Origin of the sequence: Microaerobacter geothermalis, from assembly GCF_021608135.1 — a bacterium.
In the GTDB taxonomy this organism is placed as follows: domain Bacteria; phylum Bacillota; class Bacilli; order DSM-22679; family DSM-22679; genus Microaerobacter; species Microaerobacter geothermalis.
Genome location: NZ_JAKIHL010000007.1, coordinates 30,219 through 46,899 on the forward strand (window position 1 = coordinate 30,219; position 16,681 = coordinate 46,899).

At 40.4% G+C, this 16,681-nt stretch carries 21 protein-coding genes; 20 read left to right on the plus strand and 1 reads right to left on the minus strand.

Going from position 1 to position 16,681, the window contains the following annotated elements; translation table 11 throughout:
* The first annotated feature begins 46 nt into the window (after window positions 1–46).
* From L1765_RS05300 to L1765_RS05355, 12 genes are all read left to right on the plus strand, one after another.
* Window positions 47–589 (plus strand): HD-GYP domain-containing protein, encoded by a 543-nt coding sequence (locus tag L1765_RS05300; protein WP_236405616.1) that lies wholly within the window; start codon window positions 47–49, stop codon window positions 587–589.
* A gap of 76 nt (window positions 590–665) precedes the next feature.
* A complete protein-coding gene (locus L1765_RS05305) occupies window positions 666–1,097 on the plus strand; it encodes a TIGR03826 family flagellar region protein (RefSeq protein WP_236405617.1) in 432 nt (143 codons plus the stop codon).
* Window positions 1,098–1,272: 175 nt separating this feature from the next.
* The gene (gene flgM, locus L1765_RS05310) at window positions 1,273–1,545 is read left to right on the plus strand and encodes a flagellar biosynthesis anti-sigma factor FlgM (RefSeq protein WP_236405618.1); all 273 of its coding nucleotides are present in this window, start codon (window positions 1,273–1,275) and stop codon (window positions 1,543–1,545) included.
* 29 nt (window positions 1,546–1,574) lie between these two features.
* Complete coding sequence (locus tag L1765_RS05315) at window positions 1,575–2,096, plus strand: flagellar protein FlgN (protein WP_236405619.1); 522 nt, start codon at window positions 1,575–1,577, stop codon at window positions 2,094–2,096.
* Between the two features lie 14 nt (window positions 2,097–2,110).
* Window positions 2,111–3,742 (plus strand): flagellar hook-associated protein FlgK, encoded by a 1,632-nt coding sequence (gene flgK / locus L1765_RS05320; RefSeq protein ID WP_236405620.1) that lies wholly within the window; start codon window positions 2,111–2,113, stop codon window positions 3,740–3,742.
* A gap of 244 nt (window positions 3,743–3,986) precedes the next feature.
* Entirely contained in the window at window positions 3,987–4,886 is a 900-nt protein-coding gene (gene flgL / locus L1765_RS05325; protein WP_236405621.1) for a flagellar hook-associated protein FlgL, read from the plus strand.
* Window positions 4,887–4,969: 83 nt separating this feature from the next.
* Entirely contained in the window at window positions 4,970–5,545 is a 576-nt protein-coding gene (locus L1765_RS05330; protein WP_236405622.1) for a DUF6470 family protein, read from the plus strand.
* 51 nt (window positions 5,546–5,596) lie between these two features.
* Window positions 5,597–5,893: a nucleotidyltransferase family protein gene (locus tag L1765_RS05335; RefSeq protein WP_236405623.1), complete on the plus strand. Its 297-nt coding sequence runs from the start codon at window positions 5,597–5,599 to the stop codon at window positions 5,891–5,893.
* Window positions 5,881–6,282: an HI0074 family nucleotidyltransferase substrate-binding subunit gene (locus L1765_RS05340; protein WP_236405624.1), complete on the plus strand. Its 402-nt coding sequence runs from the start codon at window positions 5,881–5,883 to the stop codon at window positions 6,280–6,282. Before L1765_RS05335 ends, L1765_RS05340 begins: the two co-directional genes overlap by 13 nt.
* 13 nt (window positions 6,283–6,295) lie before the next feature.
* Window positions 6,296–6,742 (plus strand): flagellar assembly protein FliW, encoded by a 447-nt coding sequence (fliW, locus tag L1765_RS05345; protein ID WP_236405625.1) that lies wholly within the window; start codon window positions 6,296–6,298, stop codon window positions 6,740–6,742.
* Window positions 6,743–6,753: 11 nt separating this feature from the next.
* Entirely contained in the window at window positions 6,754–7,008 is a 255-nt protein-coding gene (gene csrA, locus L1765_RS05350; protein ID WP_236405626.1) for a carbon storage regulator CsrA, read from the plus strand.
* 159 nt (window positions 7,009–7,167) lie between these two features.
* Window positions 7,168–8,517 carry a flagellin N-terminal helical domain-containing protein gene (locus L1765_RS05355; RefSeq protein ID WP_236405627.1) on the plus strand — a complete coding sequence of 450 codons (1,350 nt, stop codon included), beginning with the start codon at window positions 7,168–7,170 and terminating at the stop codon, window positions 8,515–8,517.
* A gap of 426 nt (window positions 8,518–8,943) precedes the next feature.
* Here L1765_RS05355 and L1765_RS05360 read toward each other — a convergent pair whose 3' ends face one another.
* On the minus strand, window positions 8,944–10,014 hold the full coding sequence (locus tag L1765_RS05360; RefSeq protein WP_236405628.1) for a DNA endonuclease: 1,071 nt from the start codon (window positions 10,012–10,014) through the stop codon (window positions 8,944–8,946).
* Between the two features lie 158 nt (window positions 10,015–10,172).
* On the opposite strand from L1765_RS05360, the gene flaG reads away from it, so the two are divergent.
* The 8 genes from flaG (at window position 10,173) to hpf (ending at window position 16,627) form a co-directional block, all read left to right on the plus strand.
* Window positions 10,173–10,547 carry a flagellar protein FlaG gene (gene flaG / locus L1765_RS05365; protein WP_236405629.1) on the plus strand — a complete coding sequence of 125 codons (375 nt, stop codon included), beginning with the start codon at window positions 10,173–10,175 and terminating at the stop codon, window positions 10,545–10,547.
* A 12-nt stretch (window positions 10,548–10,559) separates the two neighbouring features.
* Window positions 10,560–12,101, plus strand: coding sequence for a flagellar hook-associated protein 2 (locus tag L1765_RS05370; protein ID WP_236405630.1), 1,542 nt, complete (start codon window positions 10,560–10,562; stop codon window positions 12,099–12,101).
* Between the two features lie 340 nt (window positions 12,102–12,441).
* Window positions 12,442–12,822: a flagellar export chaperone FliS gene (fliS, locus tag L1765_RS05375; RefSeq protein WP_236405631.1), complete on the plus strand. Its 381-nt coding sequence runs from the start codon at window positions 12,442–12,444 to the stop codon at window positions 12,820–12,822.
* A gap of 3 nt (window positions 12,823–12,825) precedes the next feature.
* Window positions 12,826–13,215, plus strand: coding sequence for a flagellar protein FliT (locus L1765_RS05380; protein ID WP_236405632.1), 390 nt, complete (start codon window positions 12,826–12,828; stop codon window positions 13,213–13,215).
* 544 nt (window positions 13,216–13,759) lie between these two features.
* Window positions 13,760–14,602, plus strand: coding sequence for a basic amino acid ABC transporter substrate-binding protein (locus L1765_RS05385; RefSeq protein ID WP_236405633.1), 843 nt, complete (start codon window positions 13,760–13,762; stop codon window positions 14,600–14,602).
* A 203-nt stretch (window positions 14,603–14,805) separates the two neighbouring features.
* Complete coding sequence (locus L1765_RS05390; RefSeq protein ID WP_236405634.1) at window positions 14,806–15,477, plus strand: amino acid ABC transporter permease; 672 nt, start codon at window positions 14,806–14,808, stop codon at window positions 15,475–15,477.
* Between the two features lie 125 nt (window positions 15,478–15,602).
* Window positions 15,603–15,800, plus strand: a complete 198-nt coding sequence (locus L1765_RS05395; protein WP_236405635.1) for a cold shock domain-containing protein — start codon at window positions 15,603–15,605, stop codon at window positions 15,798–15,800.
* A 278-nt stretch (window positions 15,801–16,078) separates the two neighbouring features.
* On the plus strand, window positions 16,079–16,627 hold the full coding sequence (gene hpf / locus L1765_RS05400) for a ribosome hibernation-promoting factor, HPF/YfiA family (RefSeq protein ID WP_236405655.1): 549 nt from the start codon (window positions 16,079–16,081) through the stop codon (window positions 16,625–16,627).
* The last annotated feature ends 54 nt before the right edge of the window (window positions 16,628–16,681 follow it).

Consider the following 16,681-nt stretch of genomic DNA (forward strand, 5'->3'; position numbering starts at 1 on the left):
TCATCGAAGGATGGTTTTTTATTTGTACAGGGGAGAGAATATTTTAATGAAGGATCGCCTATTACATGAGTTAAAATATTATCATATCGAAACATTTTATCATTCCATTCGCGTTGCCAGTTTGTCAGTGAGAATGGCCAAACATATGTTGTATCCCGAGGAACGATTGGAAGCGCTTTACCACGGGGCTTTATTGCACGATATCGGAAAACTGAAAATCGAAGAGGCTATTTTAAATAAGCCGGGCAAACTTACCAATGATGAGTGGTGCATGATTATGAAGCATCCCATTATTGGTTATGAAATCTTAAAAAAGTATGATTTCAATTCAGATGTAAAGAGTGTTGTGCTCTTTCATCATGAAAGATGTGACGGATCCGGTTATCCTTTTCAACTTGAAGATTCCCAAATTCCTTTGAATGCCAAAATTGTGGCGGTTGCTGACAGCTTTGATGCAATGACTCATCACAGGGTTTACAGCCGAGCAAAATCTATAAGGAAGGCCCTTGAAGAATTAAACGGGCAAAAGGGTCTAAAATACGATTCTAAAGTAGTGGATACCCTTCAGCAAATTCTTCCCCCGTATTGAGACGAATTTCCTATGACAAAGGGAAGGGGTTGTAGTAAAATATGGATAAATCCTATACCTGATGGGAGGGGGAGACATGGGGTTAGGACAATTGGCGAATTGTCCCCAATGTGGGAAGCTTTTTGTAAAAACGATCCATGACATTTGTCCCGATTGTTACAAAGAGATTGAAGAGGATTATGAAAAATGTGTCGCTTATCTAAAAAAGAAAGAAAACCGCACCGCCAATATCTATGAATTAAGTGATGGAACTGGTGTATCTGTCAGCCGTATCACCCGGTTTATCCGGGAGGGGAGAATCTCTGTGTTGGGATTCCCTAATCTGGGATATCCCTGTGAATCCTGTGGAAAGATCATACGTAAAGGCCACTTGTGTGACGATTGTGCCAACCGGTTAAAAAAGGAATGGAAGTTGGCTGCTGAGGATGAAAAAAGATTGCGAGATGCGAAGAATAAAGATTACGGTGGATATTATCAGGTGAAGGAAAAGTTTAAGGAAAAAGATTAGGAAAACGGGAATGCCCCCAGCCTCCAGAGGCGGGGGCATCCTGCTTCCAAGACTCTGGGCCAACCGTTTGATCGGTTTAAGATGAAAAAGGGCTAAATGTTTTTCTCTCTTTTACCGACAATGTTAATAAGAGACTTTCGACGTAGAAGGCTGTACTAATTTGAGGTGAATAAATATGAGAATCAATGAACCGAATCGTATCGGTGCGTTAAATGCGTACCAGAAGACCCAGGGTGTTCAGAAAAAAGGTAAAAATGAACTGATGAAAAGGGACCAAGTGGAAATTTCTACAGAGGCCAAGGCCATGTTGGAACAAGCTGCTCCACTGTCTGGTCCTGAGCGTCAGCAAAAGATTAATCAGTTGAAGGAACAGGTACAGTCCGGCCAATATCAGGTGAATTCAGAAAAAGTGGCGGATAAGGTTCTTCGCTTTTGGAAGGGAATCTGAAATTTCTTTGGCAAATGGGGTGAATTGCTGTGACTGCCATACAGCCTTTAATTGCAGTGATGGATGATTTGGTTGAACAGCATCAGGAATTACTGAAGCTAGGATACCGCAAGAAGGAAAGCTTAATTTCAGGAACCATCGATGAATTGGCCAAAATTGTTCAGGAAGAAGGTCGTATCGTCCGATCGGTGGCAAAACTGGAAGACGAAAGGCAGAAAACAGTGGAGCTCTTCCTCTGTTCATCAGGATTGTCGTTAAGTGATGTGACGATGACCGATGTCATTCAATTTGTCACCCATTCCAAGGAAAAGAAACAATTGCTGGAGATTCAGGAGAAGTTGACGCAAACGATCCAGGAGATTCAAGAGCTAAACCAACTAAATCAGCAATTACTGGAACAGTCCCTAGCCTTTGTTAACCATTCGATACAGTTGATGACAGAAACCCCTGAGCAAAACATGATATATAAAAAACCAAACCAAAAACGGATGGGTCAGGATGCACAGCATCATCCGGGATCATCCAGGGGTTTTTTTGATGCAAAAGCTTAAATGAGGTGTGTTCGATGCGGTCAACCTTTTCAGGTTTAGAAATAGGAAAGAGAGCGCTGTTTGCCCAGCAAACCGCCCTAAGCGTAACCGGGCATAATATTGCCAATGCCAATACAGAAGGCTATACTCGGCAGAGTGCAGTTATGAAAACCACCAGCCCCCAGCCTGCTCCCGGAATCAGCAATGCTAGAATTCCTGGCCAGATGGGTACGGGGGTTCAGGTAACGGAATTGGTTCGCCTTCGGGAGGATTTTCTTGATCTGCAGTTCAGGGGGGAAAACCAGTGGTACGGCTATTGGGAAGCAAAATCAGATACCCTGTCCAAGGTGGAAGTAATTTTAAATGAACCTTCCGAAACCGGACTACAAAATACATTGGATAAGTTTTGGCAGGCGTGGCAAGACTTGACGAAGGAACCGGAAAGCCTGGCTGCCAGGGCTGTAGTGAGACAGAGAGGGATTGCGGTGGCGGAAACCTTCTCATTTATTTCCCGCTCATTGGGACAACTGGAATCAGATATTGATACCATTATTAAAGTGAAGGTGTCTGAAATTAATTCAATCGCTACCCAAATTAAAGATTTGAATGACCAAATTTCCCGCGTAGTTCCCCATGGTTATCAGCCAAATGATTTGTATGATCAGCGGGATTTATTGATTGATAAGCTGTCCAAGCTGGTGGATGTAAAAGTGACACCAGCTCAATATGGTATGGTCAATGTGACGATCAGCGGCCAAGCCTTGGTAACGGGAACCAATACGGTAACGATGGAAGCCACTCCTGATCCTGGGAATAATAATCTGGTAAATGTTACCCTTGGCGGAGCAGACTTTACTCCTGCTTCCGGTGAATTGTTGGGGTTAATGGAATCCCGTGGGATGCAACAGGATGGGCAATGGAAAGGGATTATCGCGGATATTAAGAATCGCATCAATCAGCTAGCGACAACCTTTACCCGTGAGTTGAATACGGTTCACCGCCGCGGGATGAATATGGATGACATTAACGCTAGAAAGGAATATGATGCGTTGATGAATGATTCTGATCCGTCTAATGACCCATCATCTCCTCCACAGTTGGATAATTTGCCGTTCTTCGTGGATAAAACGTGGTATGAGGCGAATAAGGGGCAGTATACTTTGGTCAATGATGGCTACAAATCGATAGATCCCAATACCATTCCTGATCCTAGCACTGCGGATAACATGATGGTAAATCCGTTAATTTTGAGTCGCCTCGACAAGATTGCCGCTGCAAAGCCGGAGGAAATGACCGCTGAGGAGCAGCTTCAATTTGGAACCTCCTTTGAAGGGGATGGCCGTAATGCCAGGGACATTGCCGCCCTGAAGTACAAGCTGATACCTGAGGGGTTAGGGGATACCTCCACCATGGATGATTTCTACCGCTATACCATTTCACAGTTGGGGGTGGATTCCCAGGAAGCCCAGCGTCTGATGCAGAATGCTGAGGTATTAAGGGGGCAGGTGGACAACCGCCGTCAATCGGTTTCCGGGGTATCCCTTGATGAAGAAATGGCGAACATGATCAAGTTCCAGCAGGCCTATAACGCTGCTGCCCGCAGCATTACCACAGTGGATGAGATGCTGGATCGGGTGATTAACGGGATGGGACGGGTAGGCTTGTAGATGATGTTGAAAAAGTACGCCAATTGATAAGCGGCCAATTTCTTCGTTCCGTTGTACCTGTGCTGCTCACGTAGCTTCATCTACGCTTCGCTGCTCGGTACTGCCGTGCCTTGAAATTCTTGCTTCTGAATTATCTTTTTTTCAACTTAATTTATATGTCGCTTAGCTAGATTTACAAATTAAATAATCGCAGCTACTGGATGCAAGAATCTAGACAGTTTAACCTATTAGGTAGGTGAGAGAAATGAGTTTGCGTATCACTCAAAGTATGTTAAACAACGATATGCTTCGCAACCTGTCCAAAAGCTACAGAACGATGGGAAAATATCAGGATCAACTGGCTTCAGGCAAGAAGATAAATAAACCCTCAGATGATCCTGTGGTTGCAGCAAGGGGGATGTTTTATCGATCCCAATTGATGGAAATCGAACAGTTTCAGCGTAATGTGAATGAAGCTCAGAATTGGATGGAAATTACTGATACATCAATGGGAGAAGCGAATGATGTATTACAACGTGCAAGAGAATTGCTAATTCAAGCTAGCAATGATACCTATGCCCAGGGCTCCATTGACGCCATCGCTGCAGAAATTGAACAGTTAAAAGGGCAATTAGGGACCATTGCCAATGCCAGTATTGGTGGAAGATATATCTTTAATGGAACATTAACGAAGTCCCCCCCATATGATACAAAAGCAGGCAAATGGGCAAGTCAGACCAGTAGTCAAGATATTCGTTTGGAAATGAATAAAGGGATTTATTTGGCGGTTAACGTGGTGGGGAACCGTATCTTTGCGAATCCATCTGCTAGTGACGGAATGTTTGGATTGTTAGATAAGATTGTCAATGATCTTCGTTCTGGGGATAAGAGTCAATTGGGAAATTATTTATCTCAACTTGATGATCAGATTGATAACCTCCTCTCAGAACGTGCAGCATTAGGGGCCAGGATAAATCGTATAGAGTTAGTAAAGTCCCGTCTGGATGCGGCACAGGTAAATACAACCAAACTGATGTCTAATGAAGAGGATGCTGACATAGCGAAAGTAATTACTGACTTAAAGGCGCAAGAAAATGTGCATCGAGCTGCGTTATCTGCAGGGGCAAGAATTATTCAACCTTCGTTGGTGGATTTTATTAGGTAGTTGTTAAATTGACCAAGGAAATTAGTCAAGTTTTTCTAAAAAGGCTTTTATATTGATATTGATCATATGAATGGGGTGATTGGATGCAGCTGCCCCGTATTCAAATTGAACAAACCTATGCCCAAATTGGCATAAAAACAACGCCATCCACACAAGAAATCCGTCAACCTCAAGCTGACTTAAATTTAAGACAGATTCCCGCCAAATTGGAAATTGAACGGATACCTTCCAGGCTAAACATTGATCAGAGCCAAGCATGGGCAGAAGTTAATTTAAAAGATCCGATTCAATTGACAAGGGATGAATCCGAAAGGGCAAAGCAATTAGCCTTGGAAGGAATTGCTCGCATTGTTGAGGAAGGAAACCAACTGGCCGCCATTGAAAATCAGGGAGATTCAATCGCGGAAATTGCTCTTCAAAATACCATCACAGGGCCGGTTGACTATAACGTTGGGTTTATCCCATCCTATGGGTCGGTACGTATTGATTATCAACCAGCTCAACTGAACTTCAATTGGACCATCAACGGTGTTGAAATGAATCCAGTGATTAAACAGCCGGAAATTTCATATCAACCTGGGAAGGTAGAAGTGTATGTAAAACAGAAAAATAGTATATCCTTTCAAGTAGTAGGATTATATAAAGATTTAAGAATTTAGGGCTGAATAAGGTATATTCTGCTCAATGAAAAGAATGGAGTTATTTATAAAATGCGGAGAGATCTAATTTTAAATCAAGTAAAAGAAATCTTATCAAAACACCTCCATCATTTACCCGTTAGAGTTTATTTATTTGGTTCATGGGCCAAAAATGAAGAAAAGAGATCCTCAGACATCGATATAGCAATTTGGTATAAACAACCACTGCCAGAAAATACATTATTCAAAATCCGTGAGGCATTTGAAGAATCTGCCATTCCTTATAAGGTGGATGTTGTAGATTTAGTTGAAGCTGCCCCCTATCTATCTGAAAAGGTGTTTAAGGAGGGAATTGAGTGGAACGTTTAAGAGAGAGGTTAACTTTAGCTGACCATGCATTAAAGACATTAGAAGAGGTATTGAAAATTAATAAACCAACAGCAATTGAACGTGATGCTTCAATCCAGAGATTTGAATACACCTTTGAGGTGGTATGGAAAGCAGTAAAACAATATTTGTATGATATTGAAGGGCTGGATATTGCTTCTCCAAAAGGGGTAGTACGAACTTGCCGTGAAATCGGGATTCTAAATGATGAAGAAACCATTAAGGCTTTAAAAATGATAGATGATAGAAATCTTACAGTTCATACGTATAATGAATCTCTTGCTAAAGAGATACTGAAACGTTTGCCAAATCATATGAGCTTAATGAAAAATTGGCTTAAAGAAGTGAACACGAGAATCAGTAACGATTAGGAGGAAATCGGACATGCTCATACAAACCTCCATGTTTGGGGAAATGACGATTGAGGAAAATGATATTATCCTTTTTCCCGAAGGGATCCCAGGTTTTTTGGAAGAAAAGCAGTTTGTGATCATTCCCATTTCTGAAGAGAGCCCTTTTTTGGTATTACAGTCTATAACCAGCAAGGAAGTCACTTTTGTGATGATCAACCCCTTTCTTTTTTATCCGAATTATGATATTACCCTGCCGGAATCTGCAGTAAGTCTGTTAAGGCTTAAGAAACCCGAAGAGGCCCTTGTTTACTCGATTGTTGTTGTAAAACAGCCCCTAAACCAATCCACGGTTAATCTTCAGGCACCCATTATCATTCATCCGTCTGAAAAATTGGGAAAACAAGTGGTGCTTAATGATCCCCGTTATCAGGTAAAAACTCCGCTTATCCTGCCCCAGCGCAAAGTTTCCAATGGATAGGGGGAAAAACGATGCTTGTATTGACCAGAAAAAGCAAAGAATCCATTATGATTGGAAGTGACATTGAGGTTACGATTCTTTCAATAGAAGGAGATCAGGTGAAGCTGGGGATATCCGCTCCTAAGGAGATTGATATTCATCGAAAGGAAATTTATCTCACGATCCAAAATGAGAATCAATTAGCCTTAACACAGTTATCTAAGCAGCAATTGAATCAAATATTGTCCCATTTGAATGACGCGGGAGAAAGAAATGAAGAAAGGTGAGCAAAAAGTTCATCTTTTTTTATTTTCCTATTAAAGGTTATAAAAAAAATGACGATACAATACATGTGAGGCTTTTTCTCTTTAAGGGCGCGCGACTTAAAAGAGAGAGGTTTCCAATATCCACAAGGATGTGGGCAAAAAATTCAAGGAGGAATGAAAATGAGAATTAACAACAACATCATGGCTATGAACACCTATCGGCAATTGACAAACAACACATTTAACACTTCCAAGTCATTGGAAAAATTGTCTTCTGGTCTCCGTATCAACCGTGCTGGGGACGATGCAGCGGGACTAGCCATCTCCGAAAAAATGCGAGGTCAGATTCGGGGGTTAGAGCAAGCAAATCGAAATGCTCAGGATGGTATTTCACTAATTCAAACAGCTGAAGGCGCATTAAATGAAACACAAGCTATTTTACAACGTATGCGAGAATTAGCCGTTCAAGCGGCAAACGATACAAATACAGCTGATGATCGGGCTGAAATACAAAAAGAAATTGATCAGCTAACCCAGGAAATTGACCGAATTGGAAATGCCACTGAATTTAACACTAAAAAATTGTTAAATGGTAGTGCAACGGTTAGTGCTAATATTAGTGACTCAGATGGTACAGATTCTTCCGAATTAGTTATTGTAGGGGGTACCGGCGATACACAAGCTGGAGCATCAATTACAATTGATGATATTAATGCTGCAACGGCAGCTTCAGATGTCACTACAGCAACTTTTGCTAATGCATCAACCACTTTAAGTGGCCCATCTGTACTTACAATTAATGGAACTCAATTTAGTTTTGATAGTACTAACACGGTGCAGAATGTATTAGACACAATTAATAATGCCGGAATTGGAGTAACAGCTACGTTTACTGATGGTGCCGGAATTACAATTTCCTCCAATAACGTCGGTAGTGCAGCTTCATTTACAGTATCAACAGCGACTGGTGATTTTGTTGGTATAGGTTCTGCTACTGGAACAGATGCTTCTTTAACAGCTGGTTATACTGGTTTTACTCAATATACTGCTAAGGGCGATGTTATTACCATTCAGGATGGTAGTGCGAAAGGGTTGTCATTTAAGTTAGCAAGTGGTGGTGATTTAGATCCTACTAACGATACAACTATTACAGTAGCAAATAACGGCGGCTTGTTTATGCAAATAGGTGCTAATGAAGATCAAAATATGTATGTAAGTATTAGTGATATGCGTTCTGCTGCTCTTGGGGTTAGCGGAATAGATGTTTCTACTCAATCCAATGCGAATAGTGCGATTACTACAATTGATGATGCAATTAAAACAGTATCTAGTGAACGTTCTAAACTTGGTGCTTACCAAAACCGTTTGGAAAAGACAATTAATAACCTGAGTACTTCTGCTGAAAACTTAACTGCAGCTGAGTCTCGTATCCGTGATGCCGATCTGGCAAAAGAAATGATGGCATTTACCAAAAACAACATTTTACAGCAAGCTGCACAAGCCATGTTGGCTCAACTTCTTGTTGCATAACAAGAAAGGGCGTCTAATTTGGAAACAGATTAGATTATCACTGGGTGAATTGCTGGAACTTCCTAAAGCCTTGTCTACCACAACGCAGCTGGAAACGGCAAACGTGAGGGTTTGAGAATGATAAGGATGATACAATGGATAATCAGCAGCCAAGCTCCTGTCTCGAAAGAGTGGAGAAGGTTCAACGACTAGGACATACCACCTAAAGCAAGATGCTAATTGGTGATGAAGTCCGTAGGGTGGCAATAAACACCACTCGAAGTGCCCAGCCCCTAACAGATCATGCTGAGGGTGAAGATATAGTCTACACAATGACCGAAAGGCATTGAGGCATGGCAAGCCAATCAACAACCTCAGGGAATACTTCAGTTACTTCGATAAAAACCCAATTCATAACAAAATGGCCACAAGAGTTTCTCTTGTGGCTCAACTTTTTTTAAGGAAATCATTATTCTTAACAGACTTTCTCAAATCGGCAAACTTATAAACAATAGACCAATAAGTTCGGTTTAATTGATCTGCAATTTCTTGGTCAGTATAACCTTCCTTTTTCATGGTTGTCATCACCTTAATCTCTTTGTTAGTATACGGTCTTTTTCTGGTAGACGAACTCAATTGTAATTGGACTGTTTCACTAAAAGTAGAGTTAATTTTTTCTTGTTCCTTTTTAAGGCGGTATTTAAGATCATACTTATAGAGAAATTCAGGAATTTGAGATACATAGGGTTTTACAATGGATAAGAAATGTTCGACTTCTTGAACTTTATTTAATTTTAGTATGTAATGATTACCATGAGGATGTTTTGAAAGGACGAATTTCGTTTTGAATGTCTCGTTAAGATGATTCGCGAGCATTTCATTTTCTCCCTTGCTGAAGTTTAAAGTATACAGGACAATAGTGGGATGAACATAAATGATATTTTGGCGATTTTTTGGTCTATGACTAAGTATGAGGCTTCCGTCATCCATATAAAGTGTGGCCAGGAAAATGGGATGAGTCATTAATGGTAACAATTCTCTAGGCACAATTTTTAGATTGTCCTTATAAAATGAACGATATAGTTTTGAAAAATATGGATGGGAATATGATCGGAGATGATTGTAATGGGTAAAATGAAAACCAAGTGAGGATAAGATTTTCTGTTTCCACTTGCGATAGGGTAACTGATTGGGAGAAAAATGTTCTTTATAGCTGCAATGGCGGCTTCTTTTAGTTCCTTTTGTTAATCCTCCGTCACCCAATAGACTTCCAAAAATGATTTGCTCTTGAATAAAAGTGGGCTTCAATACTGGTATTTGCTTTAAATACCATTTTCGACGGCTAGAAACCAGATTTTTTTGTAATTCTTTTAAATAATGAGTATCTTTTTTGATTTTTAGTTGAGAAGCTATCTTTCGAACCTGATGAATGGAGAGCCCCAATTTTTTCGCAATTATTTCTGTTGGTGTATTAGGAAAATGGTCCCGAATATATTTTTTAATTTCATTTTTTGTCATAATTCTTTTCACCTCAAAAAGATTACAGAACAAACGTTCTAACAAAAAACTAACATATTTTTATTTAAAAGTCCATAGCAAATGGTCGATTAATCTCTTAACATTAACCTCATTTATGCCGATACCCATATATATAGTTTCTTTAGGAGGGCGGTATGATGGATATCCCAAAGATTAATTCTTCATCCTCTGGTATTAAAATTGAACCGATAGATACGGAGGTTCAAATCAAAGGCGATATTAATCACAACCCTTCAACATCTAATCAAGTTGAGGATGAAGCTCAATATGCCAAAGTTTCTTTAAGCAAAACGGATGCTCAAAAAGTAGTGGATGGATTAAACAAAGTACTAGAAGCATCTTCTCAAACCCATCTTAAGTTTCAACTTCACGAGAAACTAAATGAATACTATGTGACCATCGTGGATGACCGAACTAATCAAGTAATCCGGGAAATTCCGCCCAAAAAGCTATTGGATATCGTGGCCAATATCCAGGAGGCCTTGGGGCTTTTAGTAGATAAAAAGATTTAGGAGGTGACGTGAATGATCAATGACCTTCGCTTTTCCGGACTCGCTTCGGGAATTGATACTGAGTCAATCGTACAGAAATTAATGAATGCTGAACGAATCCCCTTGGATAAAATGGAGCAGAAAAAACAAACCCTGGAGTGGCAGCGTGATGCGTATCGGGAAATGAATACATCCCTCTTGGAATTGAGAAACATGGCCTTTGATATGAAACTTCAATCCACTTACCTGAGTAAATCGGCAAGCTCCTCAAATGAGACGATTGTAAAAGCCACAGCCAGCTCCAGTGCAGTGGACGGGGTTCATACCGTTGAGGTACAAAAGATAGCAAGGGGGGTTTCGGCAACCAGTACGGCTGCCCTTGGATCTAATCTAGATGCAAACGGAAATATAGATACTTCCTCATTAAGCAATCAATTTGGCATCACAGGCACCGTAGCGTTTACCCTGAACGGTGTTGCGTTTTCCTATGACACATCCACAAAAACGATCTATGATGTTGTGAATGATATAAACAATTATAAGGATGCCAATGGAAATGGATTGGGCGTAAAAGTGTCTTATGACAAAAATTTGGACCGCTTTTTTCTAAACTCAACCGGAACGGGTTCATCAGCGCAAATCAATCTTCAAGATACAACGGGAACATTATTTGGAACCACATTAAAGATTGATTTTACCGCTGATTCTGATGGAGACCCTAGCAAACTTACACTAACTGGACAAGATGCTCAAATCGTATATAATGGGGCAAGCTTCACGATGTCAACCAATCAATTTACGATCAATGGAATTAATTTTGATCTGCAAAGTGAAGCTCCTGGAACAACGGTTAACTTAAATGTTTCAAGCAATACGGAACAGGTTTTTGACAAAATCGTTGAATTTATTGGGAAATATAATGAAGTGATCGACAAAATCAATACCAAGCTTTCTGAAGAGAAATATCGGGACTATCCTCCTTTAACGGAAAAGCAAAAGGAAGAGATGTCCGAAAAACAAATTGAGCTATGGGAAGAAAAGGCCAAAAGCGGGTTATTACGAAGTGACACCATCCTTTCCAATGCCCTGGCTCAATTTAGAAATGATTTTGCCAACAGTGTAACGGGATTGCCATCAGACATGGACAGTATGTTTGACATTGGTTTTAAGACCGGTTCCTACGACCAGAAAGGGAAAATCATTATTGATGAAGATAAGCTGCGACAAGCATTGACTGATAATCCTGAGAAAGTGATGAATTTGTTTACCCAGACCCATGATACAGACCAAAGTCAGCGAGGAATAGCAGCCCGGCTTTATGAAAGTATAAAAGATGCGATGGACAAAATTACCGATAAGGCAGGCAGCAGCAACAGTTATTCTACCGTAGACCAAAGCGTTCTCGGAAAAGCATTGGATCGATTAGAGAATGATATGAATGAATTTGAAGACCGTTTAATTGAAATCGAAAACCGCTATTGGAGGCAGTTTACCGCCATGGAAAGGGCGATCAGTCAGTATAATTCCCAAGCAGGTTGGCTGATGCAGCAATTCGGTGGTGGAGCACAATCATAGATTTTCAAACTAAACATCCATGACCCTACGGGTCACAAATTGATATGAAAAGGTATTTTCATATCAAATCTTTGATGATCAATCCTTGGATATTTAGACGGAATTAAAGATTCATACGGACAGCCTTCGAGTTCGTGCTTTAGCGTTGAGGCTAAAGAACGGGAATTAGCCCTCAAACTGACTCCACCTTTGATATTCCCAGATGTTTTTGAGGGCTCCGTTCTTTAGACTTGAAGCGGACCTGAATCACTTCCTGACGAACTCGACTAGCGGACGTGGGAATCTTTAATTCCAGATCTATAGCAATATGGGTGAAAAAAATATATAAGGGAGTGGGAACATGGCTGTAAATAACCCTTACCAGACTTACCAAAACAATCAGGTCACTACATCAACTCCAGCTGAGCTGACGCTAATGTTATACAATGGGGCCATTCGTTTTATTAAGCAGACGAAATTGGCGATTGACGAAGGAAAAATGGATAAAGCCAATGAATACAATATTCGGGCTCAGGATATTATTACCGAATTGATGATCACCTTAAATATGGATTATGAGATCTCCCATCAACTATTGCCATTATATGACTACATGAAAAATCGGTTGATAGAAGCCAATCTTAAAAAGGACAAAGAAATTTTAACAGAAGTTGAAGGTTTTGTGGTTGAATTAAGGGATACCTGGTCCCAGGCGATGAAGCTGGCGAAACAGCAGGGATAAGGGATGGAAATGGATTTTTCAAGAGAAAAGCGGGTATTGCAGGATTACCAACAATTGCTGACCCTTACTCTACAATTAAAAGAAGCCGTTCGTCAGAACGATTATGATGTGTTGGAGAACCTTTTTTCAAGAAGAAAAGAGATGATGAATAAAATTGATCATCTGCAAAAGCAGATCAACCTGTCCCATTTATCTCACACTTTTCTCCATGAGAAGCAGTTGATATTAAAAAAGATCATGGCACATGATCAGCAGTTAAAAAAACTGCTGGAAGAGAAGAAAAACGAAGCGTCCAAACAACTTAAAAAGATTAAGCAAGGGAAGCAGCTGCCAAAGGCGTATGGGCCTGTTCCTTATCAAACGGACGGCATATTCTTTGATAAGAAAAAGTAAAACCTCTGACATCGCAGGTCGTGGGTCAGAGGTTGCTATTTTGTCATTGGTTGAGTCCAGAAAATATCCCAACTGGGGTTGACCATAAAAAATATGATGAAGCAGAAGGAATTTCTTTATTGTTATCGAAATAAATTTATAACACTAATATTCAAAATATTATTCATTATGCAATTTGAGGAAAAAGTCCTATAAAGGTGAAAAAAGACCTATGGTGCAGAAAGGAATTGAAACCCTTTTCATGTGGATAAAAAGGATCTATTTTTGTGGATAATGTGGATAAGTCTGTGCATAACCCAGCAAATCAACCTTTTTGTTGTGGATAATCTAGTGGATAATCCAGTAGATAGTCCCATTGATGAAGGAAAGTAAATAGTTTACCAATAAACGATTGATTTATTATGCATATCCTTGTATAATTTCACATGTGATGATCTTTGTCCAGTTTAAAGCTTTAAAATGATAGCATGTAGAAAGGTATGGATGGAACAGAAGGATTCATATGTACTACTTTATACGTATATCTAAAAAAGGGGGACTTTTAATGAGGAACAGTAAACTGATGGTGCTTTTTATTCTGCTTCTCGGATTGGCCGTGATCGCCATCGGATGCGGAACAGCGAAAGAGGAAGCAAAACCTGCTGAATCACAAAAAGCAGAAGGACAAGAGCAGCAGCCAGCCCAAGGGCCTGCAGCTGAAAAGAAAGTGTACAAGGTAGGAACAGATGCCGCTTATCCGCCATTTGAACTTCAAGGTCCAGATGGGAAGCCTGTGGGTTTTGACATGGACATCATTAAAGCGATTGCTGAAGTACAAGGTATCGAACTTGATATTCAGCATACCGGATGGGATGGATTATTCGAAGGAATTGATAAGGGTCGTGTAGATATCGGTATCTCTGCCATCACCATTACAGAGGATCGCAAGCAGACCTATGACTTCTCTGATCCCTATTTTGAAGCCTATCAATTGATCATGGTGCCAAAGGATTCTCCCGTAGAGAAATTGGCAGATTTGCAGGGGTTGAAAATAGGTGTTCAGGCCGCTACTACCGGTGCAATTGTTGTAGAAGAGGCGTTTGGAAAAACTTATGAAGGCCTTCAAGCCTATGATGATACGCCAGCAGCGGTAGAGGATTTGCTAACCGGACGTGTCAATGCCGTAGTAGCAGATAATGCGGTTATGCAGGATTATCTGAAAACGAAGCCAGGTGTAGCCGACAACTACAAGCTGATTAAGGATGACAGCTTTGAGACCGAGTATTACGGCATGATGGTCAAAAAAGGAAACCAAGAAGTATTGGATGTATTCAATGAAGGGTTAAAGAAAATTAAAGAAAATGGCACTTATGACAAGATTTACAATCAATACTTCGGAGAAAAGTAATGTTAAAATGATATAGTGGGGAAATGCGCAGAGATTCTCCTGCGCATTTCTTTTCCATTTTCTCTGAATTGCCAGATGATTCAAATCCGCTTCATAAGTGCAACTAGACTTTCGTCTTACTTGCCTATTGGACAAAAGACGTTTGCCCAAAAGGCAAGGGACGAAACCATACATAATTAAAGGGAAACGAGGAGATTATTTGCATGAGATGGGAAATTATTATTCAGTATCAGGAAATGTTTATTAGAGGGATCGGATTTACCATCCTTTTTACCAGCGTGGGAATATTTTTTGGAACCATATTGGGATTGCTTTTTGGAATGGGAAGATTATCTAAAAACTGGTTATTCACGTATCCTTCCAGAGCATATATTACTCTTTTCCGCGGAACCCCTCTTTTTGTTCAAATACTGATCATTCATTACGCAGCCATTCCATCGGTGTGGGAGCTGATTTATCCTGGATCTGTTCCTCCGTCTGCCATCTTTTCTGGATTTGTTGCTCTTTCCTTAAATGCAGGCGCTTACATTGCGGAAATTTTCCGTGCCGGAATTCAATCCATTGATAGGGGGCAGATGGAAGCGGCCCGGTCCCTAGGGATGACCCATGGGCAGGCCATGAGGCATATTATTTTGCCCCAAGCCTTTAAGCGGATGATTCCTCCCTTAGGGAATGAATTTATTGCCTTGCTTAAGGATTCTTCCTTGTTGGCAATTATTGCTGCTCCGGAGCTCGCATATACCGGGTCAACCGTTGCAAAATCCACCTTTGCCCGCTGGGAGTCATACTTAACCATGGCGGCGGCTTATTTAACCCTCACCGTGGTTATTTCCAGATTTGTCAGCTTCCTTGAAAAAAAATATAGCACCGATTAAAAAAGATAAGCGTAGTTTTACAGTTGCTACTATTCTTTTGTTTGACTTACAATTCGTGGAATGATATAGTCAAACTGTGGGATACTATCTCATGTATTTTATTTACGAAAGGATTGTGTAATTGAATGCAAGGAAAAGTAAAATGGTTCAACGCGGAAAAAGGTTATGGATTTATTGAGCGCGAAGAAGGCGGCGATGTATTTGTACATTATTCAGCGATCAATTCTGAAGGTTTCAAATCTTTGGAAGAAGGTCAAGCCGTAGAATTTGATATCGTTGAAGGACCTCGTGGACCTCAAGCGGCCAACGTTACAAAGCTATAATTCCCCGGTAAATCAAAGGATTTCAAAATAGAGCCCAAAGGCTTCATTTTATGTAAATCTGATATATATTTGAAAGAAACGGTAAGATTATAGTTGTAACAGTAAAACCCTGGGATGATCCCAGGGTTTTCTAATGAATGCCAGCTATCGTGAAGGGTCAAAGATGTAAAAAAATTGTCATAATCCCCCGATTTCTTACCTAAAAAATATTGAACATGGGAAGGATTTTTGGGGGGATTTAGGGAATATAGATAAGTAGGAAGGAGGAGTTATTCATGATGAAGTACAACATTCGTGGTGAAAATTTAGAGGTGACCCCAGCCTTGCGGGAATACGTAGAGAAAAAAGTAGGGCGCTTAGAAAAGTACTTTGACACCCCTCCAAACAGCGATGTATATGTGACATTAAGGGTTGAAAGGGATGAGCATGATGTGGAGGTAACCATCCCGATGCCTAGACTCACCCTAAGAGCTGAGGAGTCCAGCGGTGATATGTATGCTTCCATTGACCTGGTGGTGGAGAAGCTGGAGCGTCAAATTCGAAAACACAAAACAAAAATAAATCGCAAATTCCGTCAGGATGGCAGTTTAAAAGTACTATTTAAAATAGATTCTCCTGAGTCGAGCGAGGATCTCACGACAGATGATGGAATTCCCATTGTAAGAACCAAGCGGTTTAACCTGAAACCGATGGATGCAGAGGAAGCTGTTTTACAGATGGATATGTTAGGTCATAGCTTCTTTGTATTTTCTAATGCAGACAATAATAAAGTAAATGTGGTTTATCGCAGAAAAGACGGAAAGTATGGGCTTATTGAGCCGGAGTGATCAATTTAAAGCGACAAAAAACAGGCTCAAGAATGGAAATTAAGGGACTTGCTG